Origin of the sequence: Streptomyces sp. NPDC005533 (assembly GCF_042871845.1) — a bacterium.
GTDB lineage: Bacteria > Actinomycetota > Actinomycetes > Streptomycetales > Streptomycetaceae > Streptomyces.
The window spans coordinates 1-16,133 of the sequence record NZ_JBIAJH010000053.1 but is presented as its reverse complement, the minus strand read 5'-3'; the positions used below and the strand labels follow the sequence as shown (position 1 = coordinate 16,133).

The window sequence follows — 16,133 nt, the reverse complement described above, 5'->3', positions numbered from 1 at the left end:
GTGATGGACATCAAACTCGAACTGGTCGCCGTCCCCGTCACCGATGTCGACCGCGCCAAGGCCTTCTACGAGAAGCTCGGCTTCAACGCCGACCACGACGTCACCGTCAGCGAGGACAGCCGCTTCGTGCAGCTGACCCCGCCGGGATCGGCGTGCTCGATCGCGATCGGCAAGGGGCTGACCCGGATGACCCCGGGCTCGCTGGACAACATGCAGGTCGTCGTGACCGACATCGAGGAGGCGTACGAGGACCTGCGCGGCCGGGGCGTGGAGGTGACGGAGATCCAGGACCTGCCGTGGGGCTCCTTCGTCTACTTCTCGGACCCGGACGGCAACGGCTGGGCGGTCCAACAGACGACCCCACGCAACACGACGGCCTAAGCCGTCCCTTCCGGATTGCAGAGGGGTGCCGGACGCTGCCATCGAGGCGTGCTTCGACCGTATCGACCCTGGGGCTCTCATGGGCCGGCTCCCGATGCCGCTGACGGAACAACACCACCTCTGGGACGCCAGGGAAAGATCCCCACAACCACCCACATGGTGAGGAAGACGAAAGAAGATGCACCATGGATCCCCGCATACCCCGCCTGCGCCGCAAGCTGGGCGCGGTCCCGTACCAACCACTGCGCAGCCACTCCTTCGGAGAAGAGCAACACACGTTCTGCCTCGGTCCCAGGCTGACCGAAGCACGCGTGGCTGCGTTTGAGGCCGAGCACGACATCGTCCTGCCCGACGCCTACCGGCACTTCCTCACACACATCGGTGGTTCGGGCGCGGCGCCGTTCTACGGCCTCATGCCGCTGCAGCGGTGTTCCCTCCTGGTCATGAATCCTCGTGGGGAACCAGGGGCACCCCGCGGCTTCGAGGACGCAGGACCCGGGGCACGCGAACGCGACCTCTTCCTCCACGTCATCGAAATGGGCTGTACCGACGTCTGCGTCATCGCGGTGAGCGGCCCCCTCACCGGCCGCGTCCTCATCGGGAACAGTGACGGGTTCTGGGGCCCCAACGTCTCCTCCGCCACCGACTTCCTGGACTGGTACGAACGCTGGCTCGACCACATGAGCGCGGGACGCGACAACAGGGCCCTGGAACTCACCTCACCTCGACTGCGCGCCCATCCGAACCGCCATCACATGGTTCCGAAGATCTGACTTTCCACGGCGCCTGAAGTCGGCGCGGAGGCTGGACCCCGGCCCGCTCGTAGAAGCCCGAGGGCCGCTCTGTTCATGAGAAGGGTCCCCCGTCCCGCCCTCAGCGCCGTAGGTCGTGCAGTACCTCGCGGGCCGCCCGCGCCCCCGAGGCCAGAGCGCCCTGGACGGATCCGGTGGCGCGGTGGTCTCCGCATACGTACCGGCCCGGCGCCACCCGTGTGGTGCGGGTCAGCGGATGCGGGGGTGCCATGACGGGCAGCGCGTCCTCGATGGTGCGGACGGTGAGGAGGTCCCAGCCGTCCGTGCCCGTGCCGTACGCCTCTGCGAGTGCCGCCCGGAGCTCGCGCTCGCGGGGCTGCCCGTCCCGCCCGAGGACCGATGTGGCGACCAGGGCCTGGCCGGGCGGGGCGTAGGAAGGTACGACGTCACTCAGGACGCAGGTGTTGAGGAAGCGGCGGCGGGTGTCCACGAGCAGCGTGGGCTCGCCGAGAGGTGAGCGGGGAGCAACGTGGTAGTACGTCGTCACGGTCCGGTAGTCGGGCAGGGCGACCTCGGGCAGCAGTGCCGAGGCGGGCCCCGGGTTGGTGGCGACCACGACGGCGCGGGCGGAGATCTCCGCTCCCGCTGTGGTCAGTACGCCGTGGTCAGTGAGGCGGGCCACCGGGGTCTCCAACCGTACGGCGCCCTCGGGTAGGCCGGCCGCCATGGCCCGTGGGACCGCCCCGATGCCGTCGGTCGGCAGGCAGATGGTTCCTCGCAGCATGCTCCGCCAGACCAGGTGGAAAACCCGGGCGGAAGTCTCCAGTTCGTCCTCCAGGAACACCCCCGACACGAAGGGGCGGAAGAACCTCTCGACGAACTCTTCGGAGATCCCCGCGTCGGCGAACGCGGTACGGGCGGTGGTGTCCGGGCGCTTTTTGAGGCGGCTGGGGGGCAGCAGCATGTCCCGGGCGGACAGCAGCGCGAGGGCGGCCAGGTCACGGGGTCCGGCGAGGCGGCCGGAAAGCAGGTCGGGCAGTGTGCGCGGCCGGCGAGTGGGATCGCTGAAATTGAGCCTGCCGGTCGGGGTGTGAACGAGGAAGCCCGGCGTGAAGGGCCGCAGGCGCAGTTCCTTCAGGTTGAACCTGCGCCGAACCTGGGGGTATGCGGTGTTGAACACCTGGAACCCGCGGTCCACGACGAAGCCCTCGATCCGGTCCGAACGCATCCGGCCGCCGACCGCGTCGCCCGCCTCCACCACCCGTACGCTCAGGCCGGCCGCGGCCAGATCCCGGGCGCACGCCAGCCCGGCGACTCCGGCCCCGACGACCAGCACGTCCGTCGCGTCCAGGGCTGAGGACATATGACCACCTCTCACGTGTGCAGCTTCGAGCGGCCCGAGCCGCTCGTTCACTCTGTTCCGCGTACCGCTCGGGCACGGGTGCGACACCACCCTGCGGCCCGACCACCCCCCGTCCGGCCCCTTGCGTGCTTCTCTGGGCCACCGCAGGCGCCGGTTCTTCGACGACCGCGCGAAGGCGGCCCGGCCCACCGGGGTCATAGAGGTCGAGGGCACTCCGGGCTGGCGTCACCGGGGATCGCGCCCGTTCACACGCGTGGTGTGACTGATTCCCCATAGTTCTTGTCACGGTCGCGGAGGCCTGCGCGGATGCTGAGCGGGTCTGCCGGCTGAGTGAGCCGGCCAACGCGCACGCCATTGTCAGAGGCCTGTTGGACAATCCGTTCCGCGAACCTGCACCGCAGCAGTGAGACCCACAATGGGCAGGCTTGGTGGTCTGAAGGATCATGAGGAGGACGTATGGAAGACCAACGAGCAGCGGATCATCCCACCCTGCGCCTTGATGAGCTGGCGGCCGGCCTCGCGGATCCGGACTGCGACCTCGACGACCTTGCCGAAATCGAAGAGGAGCTCGTAGCCGTTCCGCGGCGGGAGTTGATTCCGTCCGTGGAACGGCATCTCGCAGCAGCCGTGGAGGCGGGAAACTGGTACGCCCGTCATGTGCTTGCTCGGATTCTCGCCGAGACTGCCGGCCACACTGCTCTTGCCGCCCTCTTGCAGGCCTTCTCCCGCGATCTGGGTGACGACCAGGACTCTCTTTCGACCACGCTCCATGTACTCGCGCAGGAGCACCCGGCCGCAGCGCGCGACATCATCCTGCCGTGCGCCGTGGGCAACGATGACGACCTTCGCAGGGCGGCAATCTGGCTGCTCGGCTTCGTCCCCGACCCTGCTGATCTCAGTCTGCTGGCCCACGCTGCGCAGGTCTCGGACGAAGGAATCCGCAACGCGGTCGCGTGCACGCTCGGCAGTCACGGGACAGAACCGGAGGCCATCGACCTGTTGTTGCAGCTGCTGGACGATCCCGCCCCGCAGGTGCGCATCTCCACCCTCAGCACCCTCGGCTTCCTTCATCTACCGAGAACCCTGTGGAAGATCCGCTCGCTCGCGAACGACGACAACACCCGTGTCCGCGCCTGGGTTGCGATCGCCTTGGGCCACTTCGCCGCCCCGGAGCCTGACCTCGCCACTTTGGCCGTGCTCGACCAGCTGGCAGCAGACGCCGACCCATACGTTCGTGATCAAGCAGCCGCGGCCCGTCAGCGCAAGCCCCTCCGCAGCTGACGATCACAGCAACCGGCTGTGGGGACGAGCGGCCGGGGAAGATGCGAGACCCCTGTCGCCGTAAGGAAGGCATGTCCTTCGTGTGGCGCCGGTCAAGCCGGATTGCGGTGGCTGGGCGCCGCCCATTGGCGTTGAGCCCAAGGATCGCGTTCGAATACGGCGGGGCTCCTGGGGCTGGTGGGGGTTCGGCCGGGCCGGATGATCACACCTGTTTCGATTGCGCTTGGTTACCAAATGATGCGGTCTGTGACGATCCGTGGCAGCGTGGCGGTGGCACATCCCCCAACCACGGAGTCCACGATGAGCGGTATGCAGGACAAGCGTCAGCAGCCGGGCAAGGGCCGCGAGGAGCAGGAACACCTCCAGCGTCAGCGGCCGGGCCAGGACGAGCCGAAGGACATGCAGGGCCGCCGCCCGTCCGAGGAGCACGGCCGCCAGAATCCTTCGCGCGAGCGCTCGCCGGAGATGGACGACGACCTGCGTGACGACGCGCTGTAGCCCGCGCCGTCGCGTAGAGGGCCCGCCCGGGGTGCATCGTCGGGCGGGCCCTGCCACTTCCTGCAGTTCCGGGGAGGGGCGGCACGTCTCCCATGAGCGCTGCGGAACGCGGTCCTGAACCGGTACGTGACGCACGCCGACTGCTGGCCTCGCCTCGCACCGAGCGCGCCGGTATCCAGGCGGCCATCGACATCGTGCTGATGGTCCTGGTGCCCGCCCACCCGACGCGGCCTGATTGCACCGCCGACATGCCGGGCGCGCAGCATCACGCCCCACGGGGCTGCCGAAGGCAGTCCGGGCCTCGGAATACTACGGCGAAACCCGAGGGGCGGCGCTCTCACAGGCGCCCCCCTCGGGCCGTTACGAGAGCCGGGAAACCGGGCTCACCCGGACGAGGTCACTCCGAGGGTCAGACCTCGCCGCGCCAGGATCCCGTCTCACTGCCGCGCTCCTCGATGTACTTCTTGAACCGCTTCAGGTCGCCGGTGATCTGCCGCTTGACGAGGCCGAGCTTGTCGCCGACGTTCTCCGCGAAGCCGTCCGGGTCGTAGTCGAGCTGCAGCATCACCTTGGTCTTGTTGTCGGCCAGGTGGTGGAAGGTCACGACGCCGGCCTGCTTGACCTCGCCGCCCAGGGTGGTCCACGCGACGCGTTCGTCGGGGATCTGCTCAGTGATCTCCGCCTCGAACTCCTTCGTCACCCCGCCGATCTTCGTCACCCAGTGCGTCATGGTGTCGGTGCGCTGATCGATGCGCTCCACACCCTCCATGAAGTGGGGGAACGACTCGAACTGCGTCCACTGGTTGTAAGCGGTACGCACGGGGACATCGACCTCGATCGACTCTTCTACCTGCGACATGAAGCGTCCTTCCTCTTCGCTGCCGGACCACGGACCGGCCGTACCGGGGAGCCCTTCCCCTGCAGGCGCCCCTGCCCGCGATCCGCGCATCCATGACCCCGAAACCCGGCCCTGTGGGACGAGCGCGGTCGCCAGGTGAGGAACCCGGGGCACACGGCCTCGAGCCGGACGGATGACACCCCCTGCTCCCGCCGACCAGAAACCCGGTCATCCGGCCGGGGTCAGAAGGCGACGGGAACGGACAGGCCGACCGCGACAGCCGCGCGCCGGCACCCCGCGCGGACGGCGGCCAGCTCGGCCCGCGCATCCGTCCCCGGCCGCTCGACGGCGGCCGCGATGGCCCGCGCGGCAGCCGTGTGCAGTTCGGCCCGCGCGAGCTCGCCGTCACCGGGGAGCACCGTGAGCTCGGCGGCGGCCGCGACAGCCTCGACCAGCCGTGCTACCGCCGCCGGCCCGGACACCGCGCCGTGGACGTGAACACCGAGCAGCCGGGGCACCCACCCTGCGAGGGCGCCCCGGATCTGCTCGCACAGCCCGTCGATCCCCGTATGCGGGCCGTCGGGCGCTATACCGGCGCTCATCTCCCCATAGTCACCACCACCACTGACAACACCCCCGCGGGCCGGGCTCCAGATCGGAGCGTGCGCGGGGCCATCACCGGTGCCGAACAGGGAGTACGGCCCACGGTGGCGTCCGAATTACGGTCGGCGTAGTCCTGTGCGCAGTCCTAGGGACCATCTCGATCGCGAGCCAGACCGTCGCACTCGGGTTCGTCGTAGGCACCGTCCTGGCGCCGCCCGTCCACCGGTGGATTTGGCCCCGACGCCCGCACGCCGTCAGCTGACTCCCGATCAGACCTCCGATGCGCCTCCGAGTGCACCTGTACGGGCAACCCTCCGGTCCCCTCCCGGTGCAGCCCGCCCGGCGCCGCCGCGAGGCGGAAGGCACGGCGCGGGCCAGTGCGGCTCCCACCTCCACGCCGCCCACCCCTCGGCGTCGGCGAACACGCCGGAGCGCTGGGCGAGCATCGCGAGGACCTGGGCGCGGGCGGCGTCCACGGCCTGGTGCTCGGCATCGGAGACGATGCCGAGGCGCCGCACGTGCGCGTACTCGTCTTCGTCCTTCCACTGCCACCGGGTGAGGTCGGAGTCGATGAGCAGGTCCACGGTGAGGTCGAAGGTGTCGAACCCGTCCTCGGTGCGGCGTGTGGGGTACTCGAAGTTGACGTACCAGTTCCGCAGTCGGCGCCCCCCGGCCCCGTCCGGGACGAAGAAGGCGTTGATGCTGAACCAGGCCGCCGGCGGCTTCCACAGCAACAGGTCGGTCTCCTGCCACAGGGCGGCCTCGAGGTCCCACCGGCCGGACGCCATCGCGTCGAACGCCTCCGTACGCACCGAGCGGTCCCCCTCGGTTCGGGCCTTCGCGTACAGGGCGGGCCATCGGACCTGTGCTCCGGGGGCGCAGGCGGTCACCAGCGCCTCGCCGGTGTCGGTGAGGACCCGCAGCGCGTGCTCGCTCCACACCCGGCCTGAGCGGTGGACATCGCGTCGCACGACCGTGTGACCCGTCTCGAAACTGTGCACCGGCTCCTCCTTGGCGTCCAGGTCGGGCGGTCCGGCCCGGCTGCCCACCTCTGGGGCTTACCCGCGGCTACCGGCTTACGGGCAGGGCCAGTCGCGAACCGAGGCGGGAATGCAGCTCGCCGGCCACCCGCGGCGGCGTCCTGTGGCTAGCCGCCCCCGCCCCCGCCGCCGCATCCGCTGCCGCCGCCGCAGCTGTAGCCTCCGGCGCCACTGATGCCGATGCCGGAGGGCCCGCCCCGGCTGCAGCGGCGCCGGGGCGCGGGGCGGGTGGTGCGCCTCACCTGGAGTTCGAGCAGGACCTCCGGCCCCAGAGCCTGCTCCAAAGCCGCGAGGAGTTGTGCGGCGTCGGTCTCCGGCGGCAGGACAGCCCGGCAGACATCGGAGTCGTCCCGGATCAGGCGCAGTGTGAGGACGCGGGTGGCGCGGAGCGGGTCCCCGGCGTACGGCTCCTCGATCTCCTGCTCCAGGCGCAGGCGGTCCGGTTCCCCCATGGGCCGCCACGGACCGCTCCCCAGGCCCCGCACGAGGCGCACCCCTTGAGGATCGCCGGCGGCGGAAAACCTGATCCGGTACACCCGGAAGCAGGCCACTGCCAGTGCGCCCGCGAAGCCCGCGGCGACGGCTATGGACACCATCCAGAGGGCCACCACCCCCACCGTGGCCCACCCGGCTCCGGCGAAGAGCACGATCACCGCCGCCGGCAGCACGAGGGCGAGCCCGAGAAGGCCCGCACCGAGCGCGGTCAGCGCGGCGCTCCCCAGCGAGCGCGGCACGGTGAGCCAGGAGGCGCCGCCCGTTCGCAGCACCAGATCCGTCGTCCCCGACTCGCCCCGCTCAACGCCTACGGGCGCCCCCGCGCTGTGTGCCGTCATGACCTCACGGTAGATCTGAGGCCGGGTCACTGACCAGATGCCGTACGTGAGGCACCGCCGGCGGCGGAGCGCGGCGGTGGCTGCGGGAGGGGCAGAAGCGGGAACGCTCGTCGCCGGGTTCTGGGACGACCGCAGCGGTCGCACCGGGCAAACGCCAGCGAGAAGCAGGGACGGGAGGCTGTGCGCGCCGCGCAGCGAGCTGGACTACGCCAACCCAGGGGGACGCCCCGGGTCTTGTCGCATGCACGAACTTCCCATCGCCCTGCGGGCACGGCCACCGGGGCTTCAGCCGGTCGTCCTCTGCCGTCGGAGTAGGGCACGCGGAGATCCGCACCGGCCTCGACCGAGTCCACAAGAACCACAGGGCCATCGGTCTCCCAGACCCCGCACTTCTCCCACGGCGTCACCGGGTCTCTCAGGACGGACTGGGCGGCGGCGAGCAACTCGGTGTCGGAGTCGGCTGCCAGCCAAGTGAGCACACCGTCCTTGGTGCAGCCGCCCCACTGGTACAGCACGGACCGCTGCAAAGCCAGTCCGGGAGTCCGGCCACGCCGTCGAGAGCGATCTGCTCGATCTCCGACCACTCCCCCGCCATCCGGTTCCCGTCGTCACCGGCTTCGTCGATGGCCTTCAGTAGGCACAGTGACCACCACTGGTCCGCGTCCCTCGGCTCCAAGCCGACGGCCCGCAAGGCGGTCGCGACCCGGACATCCGCCGGCCCCTGCCCCCCGCGGCAGGTTCGGCCGGGTCGATCCGTTCAGTCGGTCACCGCATCCGGGCCGCCAACAGGGCGCGTGGGCGGGCCGTTGGGGTCGGCAGTGCTTTGAGCGCCCCGTAACAAAGCGTTTCACACGCCTATCGCAAGGGCGTCCCTCACTGCTAGAAGAGTGACTCTTCAACAACTCCTGTCCCCGCACGACACACAAGGAGTGATTTGTCATGCACGCGCCAGTACTGAGACGGGTCTTACCCGTCCTGTCGACCCTGGTCGCCCTGACCGTGGGACTGACCCAGCAGGCCTCCGCCGCCCCTGCGGCCGGGGAGCGCTTCGTCGCCCTCGGAGACTCCTACTCCTCAGGGGTGGGCGCCGGAAGCTACCTGTCCGACAGCGGCAGCTGCCAGCGCAGCAGCAAGGCCTACCCGTACCTGTGGGCGGCGGCGAACGCCCCGGCCTCGTTCTCCTTCACCGCCTGTTCGGGAGCGACGACCAGTACGGTCAAGAGCAGCCAGCTGGCCCCCCTCAACAGTTCCACCACGCTCGTCAGCATCACCGCCGGCGGCAACGACGTCGGGTTCGCGAACGTCATGCAGACTTGCGTGCTGCAGAGCGAGGCGACGTGCGTGAGCGCGGTGAACAACGCCATCACACAGATCAACAACACCCTGCCCGGCAGCCTTTCGTCCCTCTACGGCACCATCCGCAGCAAGGCTCCGCAGGCTCATGTCGTCGTGCTCGGCTACCCGCGCTTCTACCAGCTGAACGGCAATTGCATCGCCGGCCTGAGCGAGACCGAGCGCGCGGCGATCAACCGGGGCAGCGACGCCCTCAACGCGACGCTCGCGAAGCAGGCCGCGAACGCGGGATTCTCGTACTCCAGCGTCGTGGATGAGTTCACCGGCCACGAGATCTGCTCGGGCAATGCCTGGCTGCACAGCGTCTCGGTGCCCGTCTCCAACAGCTACCACCCCACGGCCGCAGGCCAGTCCGGTGGATACCTGCCCGCCTTCCGCTCCACCGTGTGATCTCCCCCGGGCCGCGCCCAGGGGCCTTTCGCGGCCCCGAGTTGACGCGGGTAGACCCGCCGGCCCACCGCTCCGCACCCCCCGCGATCCGCACCAGTCCGCACCAGGAGGAAAGCTCATGAGGTCCCCCCACACACCCGCCGGTCTCCGGGCCGGGAACACCGCCCCGAGCCGCGCACGAGGAAACACGGTCCGCTCCGTCCTCACCGCCCTCGCCCTCGTCCTCGGCGCACTCGTCACCCCCGGCATCGGCATCGGCGAGGCCCAGGCGGCCACCAAGATCAGCCACGCCACCGCGACCTCGATGTTCCGCAGCTCCGGGATCACCTGGTCCTCGTCCGGCGGCTGTTCGGACCGCAACAACCCGTCCTGTACGTCCTTCGAGCAGCTCAACCTCGCCACGGCGCAGGGCGCGCAGACCCTCAAGAGCGCCAGCGGATGCTCCCTGCAGATCACCGGCGGGACCGAGACCGGCCACGCCGGCGGCACCTACTCCCACTGGAACGGCTACAAGCTCGACTTCAGCAAGTACACCTGCGTCGGGAACTACATCAAGAACACGTTCACCTACATCGGGGTGCGCGGTGACGGCGCCCCGCAGTGGAAGTCCGGCGCCGGCAACGTCTACGCCGACGAGGGCAACCACTGGGACGTGACGTTCTACAACTGCGGCGGCTGCTGAGCCGGAGCCCGCTGCGCAGAGGTGCGGTCTGCCCGGACGTACGCGTTCGGGCAGACCGCACGACCGCACGGCGACACGACGGCACGACACGCGCTCCCCCCGGGGCCGGCCGCACATCTTCCTCATACCTGCCCCTCAAGGGTGGCAGCGGCGATCCTTCGGGCGGCATGTCCGGACGGCTCGACGCGGCGCCGCGGGAGCTTTCCGGGCACGTGGCTACGCGGCGCCCGCCGCTGCCAGCGCCGCGACCGGCAGGAGCAGGATCCACTGCGGCAGGCGGAGTAGCGGTCTGGGCCAGTCGACGGTCAGGGTGACGACCAAGAAGGCTGCCGCGTATACGAGGAAGTGCGCGGCCACGAACCACGCCACCAGGCCGGTGCCCGGCGTTCCGTCCCTCAGGGAGAGGTACAGCAGGGCGAGTCCGGAGAGCACCAGGTCTCCGGTCACCATGTGCCATACGGCGTGCAGGACACGCTTGGGTTCCTCCGCGAGACCGCAGGACAGCAGGGGGCGGACCACATCGCGGTGTCCGCCGACGATGTGCACCGCGGCCACGCCGAGCGCGGTGATCCCTGCTGCGAGAAGCCAGCCGTTCATCGGACCTCGATTCCTTTGGCCACGACGGCGGCCAGCAGTGCGGCCAGCTGCGGGTCAGGGTGCTCCCCGACCAGTCCGATGTGGAAGAAGACGGCTCCTGCCAGTGTGTCCAGGACCAGCTCCACGGGCGTTTCGGCCGCGATCTCCCCGCGCAGCACTGCGCGTTCGAAGACCACCAGCAGCCGTTCCTTGGACGGGGCCAGGAAGTCACCGCGGATACGGGCTTTCAGTTCCGGATCGGCGGCGAAGTCAGCGAGCAGCCCCGGGAGGGCTGCCGAGGCGGCAGGCGCGCGGAACTCGTCGACCAGGCCCTGTACCAGCACGGTCAGATCCCCGGCCAGCGTTCCGGTGTCCGGGAGCGGAGCGTCGTCGGTGGTCGTGAAGACGGCCTCGAAGACCAACTCGGGCCTGCCCGACCACCGTCGGTAGATCGTGTCTTTGCCGACACCGGCCCGCGCGGCCACCGCCCCGATCGAGGTCGCGGCGTAGCCGACCTCGACCAACAGCTCTGCCGTCGCGCCGATGATCGCCTCGTGCGATCGGGGATCCCTGGGACGCCCCCTGGGGGGCGGATTGGAACTCATGACAATTACCATACGGGTCGACCCGTAAGAGAAGCAACAGGGTGGTCGGCCCCTCAAAACCGGAGCCGATGCGCCGCCTCAGGCCGGCGGAAAGCTGACGGGCGGCTCGATGCAAGTCCTGGCAGCCGCCAACGACGGCGTAGGCGAGTCCCAGCGGTGCACGACAACCGCCCCCGGAGCGCGCCCTCGAAACAGCACAGTCGATCACCGGCCGCCCGGTGACCCGGTGGGCCGGCCCCTGGGCCGACGTGGCGCAGCCGGCCTCCGGTACGGCGGTCAGTACGACCGCCCCCGTGGGCCGCTGCCTCGACGAGGGTGCCGCAGCCGTATCCGTAACCGGAGGCGCCGGTGCGGTGGGCGGCGCGGGCGGCCTCCGCGGCGTCCCGACCGCCCACCGCCGACCGGCATGGCCGGCCCGTACCCAGGCAGCGCCGAGGGCGGTGGCCGTCGCCCTGCACCTAGGGGTTGCTGCCCGGCTGCCGGGGGCCGGCCGGTGCGGTGCGTGATCCACCGGCCAGGACGCTGGGCCACCAGCTGCGCGGCCCGATGTCGATCACGAGGGCCGGAACCAGCAGGGACCGCACGACGAGGGTGTCGAGGAGGACGCCGAAGGCGACGATGAAGGCGATCTGGACGAGGAAGGCGAGGGGGATGACCATGAGCGCGGCGAAGGTCGCGGCGAGCACCACGCCGGCCGAGGTGATGACGCCGCCCGTCGTCGTCAAGCCGCGCAGGACCCCTTCGCGTACGCCGTGGACGAGGGACTCCTCCCGGACACGGGACATCAGGAAGATGTTGTAGTCGACGCCGAGCGCCACGAGGAAGACGAAGCCGTACAGGGGCACGGAGGCGTCCGTACCGCTGAACCCGAGCAGGTGCTCGAAGACGAGCGCGGACACGCCCAGGGTGGCCAGGAAGTTCAAGGCCACGGTCGCGACGAGCAGGACCGGGACCAGGAGGGACCGCAGGAGCAGGACGAGGATGAGCAGGATGATGCCGAGGACGATCGGCACGATGACGGTGCGGTCGCGGGCCGCGGTCCGCTCGGTGTCGTACCGCTGGGCCGTGTAGCCCCCGACGATGCCGTCCGACTCCGGCACCGCGTGCAGACGGGTGCGCAGTTCGGCGACGGTTCGCTTCGCGCTGTCGCTGTCGGCGGCTGCCTCGAGAGTGGCGTCGATGCGGACGCGGCCGTCGACGACGAGGGGTTCTCCTTCGCCGGGCCGTCCGGAGGCCGTCATGGGCGCCGCCGAAGCGACCCCGGGGGTTGCGCGTGCGGCAGCTTGCACGTCGCCGATGCCGGTGGCGTTGGCGATGATCACGGCCGGCTGGCCCGATCCGCCGGGGAAGTGCCGGCTGAGCGTCTTCTGGGCGGCGACGGAGGGCGCGTCCTTGACGAAGATCTCGTCCAGGGGGACGCCGTTGGAGGACAGGGCCGGGGAGAACGCCGCCAGGACGAGCATGAGCAGGGTCGTCGATGCCCAGACCCGGCGGGGCGCCCGGTCGATGACGGCCGCGATGCGGCGCCACACCCCATGTCCCTCCGCCGCGGCGTCGCCGGGCTCGGGCGTGACGGGCCAGAACGCGGCCCGGCCGAGCAGGACCAGGACGGCGGGGAGGAAGGTGAGGGTGACCACGACGGAGCAGACGATGCCGATGGCGCCGACCGGGCCGAGGGCCCTGTTGTTGGTCAGGTCGCTGGCCAGCAGGGCGAGCAGGCCCAGGGCCACGGTCGCGGCGCTGGCGGTGATCGCACCTGCCGAACGCCGGACGGCGGCCAGCGCCGCGGCGGTCCGGTCGCCGCGGGCGGCGAGTTCTTCCCGGAAGCGTGCGGCCAGCAGCAGCGCATAGTCGGTCGCCGCGCCGATGACCAGGATGGACAGGATCCCCTGTACCTGGCCGTCGACCCGTACGATGCCGCGGTCGGCCAGCGCGTAGACGACGGCGCAGGCCAGGCTGAGGGCGAACACCGCGCTGATGATGATCACCAGGGGAAGCAACAGGCTGCGGTAGACGAGCAGCAGGATCAGCAGCACGGCTCCGAGCGCCACGCCCAGGAGGAGGCCGTCGATGCCGGAGAAGGCGTCCGCGAGGTCGGCCTGCGTGGCCGCGGGACCGGCGATCTGCGCGCTCAGACCGGGTACGGAGTCTGCTGCCGCGCGTACCTCGTCCAGGACGGTGGGCAACTCGTCGCCCAGGTTCGGGGCGAGCGGCACGACCGCCTGCAGGGCCTGACCGTCCTGCGAGCGCAGGGCGGGCGAGGGCGGTCCGCTGACGCCCGTCTTCCCGGCGAGGGGGGCGAGGGCGCGGGTGGCGTCCTGCTGCTGGGCGTCGGTGACAGCTCCGCCGTCCGGCGCTTGCCAGACGATGATCGCGGGCACCGACTCGGACCGTTCGAAGGCCTTGCGCTCCTCGAGCACCTTGGTGGATTCCGCGCTCCGGGGCAGGAAAGCGGCTTGGTCGTTGGTGGCGACCTCGCCGAGTTTTCCTGCGTAGGGACCGAGGGCTCCGCCGATTCCCATCCACACCACCAGCAGGACCGCCGGCACCAGCCACCGGATCCACCGCGACGAGCTCCTCATGGACACGCCCTCCATTCTCTCCACCATAAAGTATCTCAACGATCGAGAGATCATATGCTGAGGACATGCGCAGCGCCGACACGCCTCCCCCCGACCTTCCGTCCGACGACCCGACCGGTCTGCAGTCCTTCGCCGTACTGCTGCGCGCGATGAACGCCGAGTTCAACCGGATCGCCCAGGAGTTCGCCCACGCCCAGGGGCTGCACCTGACGGACGTGCAGGCGCTGATCGCCGTACTGGACGCCGAGCGCGACCAGGAGGCCGGCCCCATGACCCCCGGGCGGCTGAGCACCCACATGAACCTCACCTCGGGGGCGATGACGGCCTGCCTGGACCGGCTGGAGAAGGCCGGCCACATCCGAAGGGTCCGGGCTGCCGACGACCGGCGCGTGGTGCACATCCACTACGCCCAGGCCGGCCGTGAGGCGGCACGCGAGTACTTCCGGCCGCTGGCCAGGTCGACCGATGCGGTACGCGCGCGCTTCAGCCCGGACGAACTGCACACGATCGTCCGGTTCCTGAGCGAGATGAACGACCAGCTCTCGCGCGTGCGCCGCTGAGCCCGCGGGGCGGGGGCCGGACGGCGGCGCCCGCGCGGCCGCCCGGCCGCGGATCCGGATACCGCTGCGGCAGCCGCCGGGCAGCCGGCGCGGCCAGCCCGCGCACGCGGAACGTGAGCCGCGGGCGGCTACCCTGCCTGCTTGACGCAGGTCCGGTCCCTCGCCGGCAGCTTGCCAGTGGCCAGGTACCGGTTGACCTCGTCGTCCACGCACGCGTTGCCGTAGCGCCCGAAGAGGGCGTGCCGGTTGGCGCCCTCGAGGGTGACCAGCCTGGAGCTCGGCAGCTGCTTGTGCAGCTCGACGCTTCCCTTGTACGTGGTACGCGGGTCACCGGTGGCGGCGACGATCAGTGCAGGGGCATCGCGCCGCACCCGGGTGGGCTCTTCGCGCGGCGAGTCCCAGAAGGCGCACGGGTTGATGTTGTTGGTCAGAGCGCCGAACAGCGGGTGCGCGACGCGGTTGCGCTCGATGTCCCGCCAGTAGAGCTCGGGATCGCGCGCGGCGGCCACGTCCCCGCAGATGACGGCGGACTGCGCGCCGGTGGGCTCGCCCTCACCGCGCAGCACGTACCGAAGCTCCGGTACGAGCGTCGGCGGCACCGTCGTCGGCCGGCCCTCCGCGGCCTGGACCAGTACGGACACCAGCTCGCCGAACGACGCCCGCGCCGGGGTGGTGTCGTCCGCGATGCCCGAGAAGAGGAGGAGCGGCACTTGGCTGTCGTCGATCCGGAAGGCATCGGCGCCGGCGCCGATGGTCAGCGGACCCCGCGCGGCCGCCGCGACGACGCGGTCGATGGTGGCAAGCACCTCGGCGCGGCTGCGGCCGAGGCCGTAGGTGTCGTGGTGCTCCGCGGCCCAGGCGGCCCAGTCGGACAGCGCCTTCTCGTTCTCGCGCTCGGTGCCCTTCAGCAGCCGGGGGCGGTAGTCGCTCGGGTTGATCGCCCCGTCCAGCACCATCCGGTCGTGGCGGCCGGGGAACATCTGCGTGTAGACCGTGCCCAGGTAGGTGCCGTACGAGTAGCCCAGGAAGGAGATCTTCCGCTCGCCGAGCGTGCCGCGGATGACGTCCATGTCGCGGGCCGTGTTGCGGGTGGTGATGTGCGGGAGGACAGCGGCGTCCGTGGCCCGGCACTTCTCGGCCAGGCTCTTCTGCAGGGCGACCTGACGGTCGAAGCCCGCCCGGCCGGCGCCGGCGGACAGCCAGGTCATACCGACGGGCAAACCGCAGTCCAGCGCGGTGCTCCGCCCGATGAAGCGCGGATCGAAGCCGACGATGTCGTAGCGCGCGCCGACCTCCTTCATCGACGCACGGGCCTGCGGCGGGGACTGGAGCGCGGGACCGCCCGGACCGCCGTTGTTGAGGAGGATCGCGCCGATGCGGTGGCGGGTGTCGGTGGCTTTGAGCCGGGAGATCGCCACGGTGATCGTGCGCCCCTGGGGGTCGGCGTAGTCCAGGGGCACGGTCACGTCGGCGCACTGCACACCTGCCTGGTCCAGATCGCGGCCCGTGGTGTCGTCGGCGCCCTTGATGCAGCTGCCCCAGCCGAGGTGCTGGCGGTAGAACCGGTCCAGTCCGGCCGCGGAGCTGTGCTGGGCGGGGGTCTCGGCGGCCGTGGCCAAGACGGGTGAGGACGTGAGGCAGGCGGCGAGGGCGAGGCCCACGGCCGAGGCGCGGCGTACGACGGGGCTGACAGGGGTCACGGGGTCCATACCTTTCTTCGTGGGTTGATTCGGGTCATTCGTAAGATCGGGACACCCAGGGGAGTCGGGTGTGGCTGGCATGGGGTAGCCGCTGTT

The 16,133-nt window shown here is 70.6% G+C and carries 17 protein-coding genes; 7 read left to right on the top strand and 10 right to left on the bottom strand.

What is annotated here, in order from left to right; translation table 11 throughout:
* Positions 1-3 precede the first annotated feature (3 nt).
* Together ACFYP3_RS32805 and ACFYP3_RS32800 are read left to right on the top strand one after the other, a co-directional pair.
* Complete coding sequence (locus tag ACFYP3_RS32805) at positions 4-381, top strand: VOC family protein (protein ID WP_388840672.1); 378 nt, start codon at positions 4-6, stop codon at positions 379-381.
* A 185-nt stretch (positions 382-566) separates the two neighbouring features.
* On the top strand, positions 567-1,154 hold the full coding sequence (locus tag ACFYP3_RS32800) for an SMI1/KNR4 family protein (protein WP_388840669.1): 588 nt from the start codon (positions 567-569) through the stop codon (positions 1,152-1,154).
* A gap of 100 nt (positions 1,155-1,254) precedes the next feature.
* Here the strand turns inward: ACFYP3_RS32800 and ACFYP3_RS32795 are convergent, their stop codons facing one another.
* Positions 1,255-2,496, bottom strand: a complete 1,242-nt coding sequence (locus tag ACFYP3_RS32795) for an NAD(P)/FAD-dependent oxidoreductase (protein ID WP_388840666.1) — start codon at positions 2,494-2,496, stop codon at positions 1,255-1,257.
* A gap of 456 nt (positions 2,497-2,952) precedes the next feature.
* Between ACFYP3_RS32795 and ACFYP3_RS32790 the strand changes: the two genes are divergently transcribed.
* Together ACFYP3_RS32790 and ACFYP3_RS32785 are read left to right on the top strand one after the other, a co-directional pair.
* The gene (locus ACFYP3_RS32790) at positions 2,953-3,777 is read left to right on the top strand and encodes a HEAT repeat domain-containing protein (protein WP_388840663.1); all 825 of its coding nucleotides are present in this window, start codon (positions 2,953-2,955) and stop codon (positions 3,775-3,777) included.
* A 300-nt stretch (positions 3,778-4,077) separates the two neighbouring features.
* Positions 4,078-4,275, top strand: a complete 198-nt coding sequence (locus ACFYP3_RS32785; protein WP_388840660.1) for a hypothetical protein — start codon at positions 4,078-4,080, stop codon at positions 4,273-4,275.
* Between the two features lie 409 nt (positions 4,276-4,684).
* On the opposite strand, the gene ACFYP3_RS32780 is transcribed toward ACFYP3_RS32785, so the two are convergent.
* The 5 genes from ACFYP3_RS32780 to ACFYP3_RS32760 form a co-directional block, all read right to left on the bottom strand.
* On the bottom strand, positions 4,685-5,134 hold the full coding sequence (locus ACFYP3_RS32780; protein WP_388840657.1) for an SRPBCC family protein: 450 nt from the start codon (positions 5,132-5,134) through the stop codon (positions 4,685-4,687).
* Positions 5,135-5,355: 221 nt separating this feature from the next.
* Positions 5,356-5,715: a hypothetical protein gene (locus ACFYP3_RS32775; RefSeq protein ID WP_388840654.1), complete on the bottom strand. Its 360-nt coding sequence runs from the start codon at positions 5,713-5,715 to the stop codon at positions 5,356-5,358.
* Positions 5,716-5,985: 270 nt separating this feature from the next.
* The gene (locus ACFYP3_RS32770) at positions 5,986-6,717 is read right to left on the bottom strand and encodes a DUF402 domain-containing protein (protein WP_388840651.1); all 732 of its coding nucleotides are present in this window, start codon (positions 6,715-6,717) and stop codon (positions 5,986-5,988) included.
* Positions 6,718-6,863: 146 nt separating this feature from the next.
* Positions 6,864-7,589, bottom strand: a complete 726-nt coding sequence (locus ACFYP3_RS32765) for a hypothetical protein (RefSeq protein ID WP_388840648.1) — start codon at positions 7,587-7,589, stop codon at positions 6,864-6,866.
* Positions 7,590-7,615: 26 nt separating this feature from the next.
* The gene (locus tag ACFYP3_RS32760; protein ID WP_388840720.1) at positions 7,616-8,068 is read right to left on the bottom strand and encodes an Imm21 family immunity protein; all 453 of its coding nucleotides are present in this window, start codon (positions 8,066-8,068) and stop codon (positions 7,616-7,618) included.
* A 460-nt stretch (positions 8,069-8,528) separates the two neighbouring features.
* Here ACFYP3_RS32760 and ACFYP3_RS32755 point away from each other — a divergent pair, with 460 nt between their 5' ends.
* A complete protein-coding gene (locus ACFYP3_RS32755) occupies positions 8,529-9,332 on the top strand; it encodes an SGNH/GDSL hydrolase family protein (RefSeq protein WP_388840645.1) in 804 nt (267 codons plus the stop codon).
* Between the two features lie 118 nt (positions 9,333-9,450).
* The gene (locus ACFYP3_RS32750) at positions 9,451-10,014 is read left to right on the top strand and encodes a hypothetical protein (protein ID WP_388840642.1); all 564 of its coding nucleotides are present in this window, start codon (positions 9,451-9,453) and stop codon (positions 10,012-10,014) included.
* A gap of 216 nt (positions 10,015-10,230) precedes the next feature.
* On the opposite strand, the gene ACFYP3_RS32745 is transcribed toward ACFYP3_RS32750, so the two are convergent.
* The 3 genes from ACFYP3_RS32745 to ACFYP3_RS32735 all read right to left on the bottom strand — a co-directional run bounded on the left by ACFYP3_RS32745 (position 10,231) and on the right by ACFYP3_RS32735 (position 13,777).
* Positions 10,231-10,611: a hypothetical protein gene (locus ACFYP3_RS32745; protein WP_388840640.1), complete on the bottom strand. Its 381-nt coding sequence runs from the start codon at positions 10,609-10,611 to the stop codon at positions 10,231-10,233.
* Positions 10,608-11,195, bottom strand: a complete 588-nt coding sequence (locus ACFYP3_RS32740; RefSeq protein WP_388840637.1) for a TetR/AcrR family transcriptional regulator — start codon at positions 11,193-11,195, stop codon at positions 10,608-10,610. Before ACFYP3_RS32740 ends, ACFYP3_RS32745 begins: the two co-directional genes overlap by 4 nt.
* Before the next feature lie 458 nt (positions 11,196-11,653).
* Positions 11,654-13,777 (bottom strand): MMPL family transporter, encoded by a 2,124-nt coding sequence (locus tag ACFYP3_RS32735; protein ID WP_388840634.1) that lies wholly within the window; start codon positions 13,775-13,777, stop codon positions 11,654-11,656.
* A 65-nt stretch (positions 13,778-13,842) separates the two neighbouring features.
* Between ACFYP3_RS32735 and ACFYP3_RS32730 the strand changes: the two genes are divergently transcribed.
* Entirely contained in the window at positions 13,843-14,337 is a 495-nt protein-coding gene (locus ACFYP3_RS32730; RefSeq protein ID WP_388840630.1) for a MarR family winged helix-turn-helix transcriptional regulator, read from the top strand.
* Positions 14,338-14,465: 128 nt separating this feature from the next.
* On the opposite strand, the gene ACFYP3_RS32725 is transcribed toward ACFYP3_RS32730, so the two are convergent.
* Complete coding sequence (locus tag ACFYP3_RS32725; RefSeq protein WP_388840627.1) at positions 14,466-16,046, bottom strand: alpha/beta hydrolase; 1,581 nt, start codon at positions 16,044-16,046, stop codon at positions 14,466-14,468.
* Between the last annotated feature and the right edge of the window lie 87 nt (positions 16,047-16,133).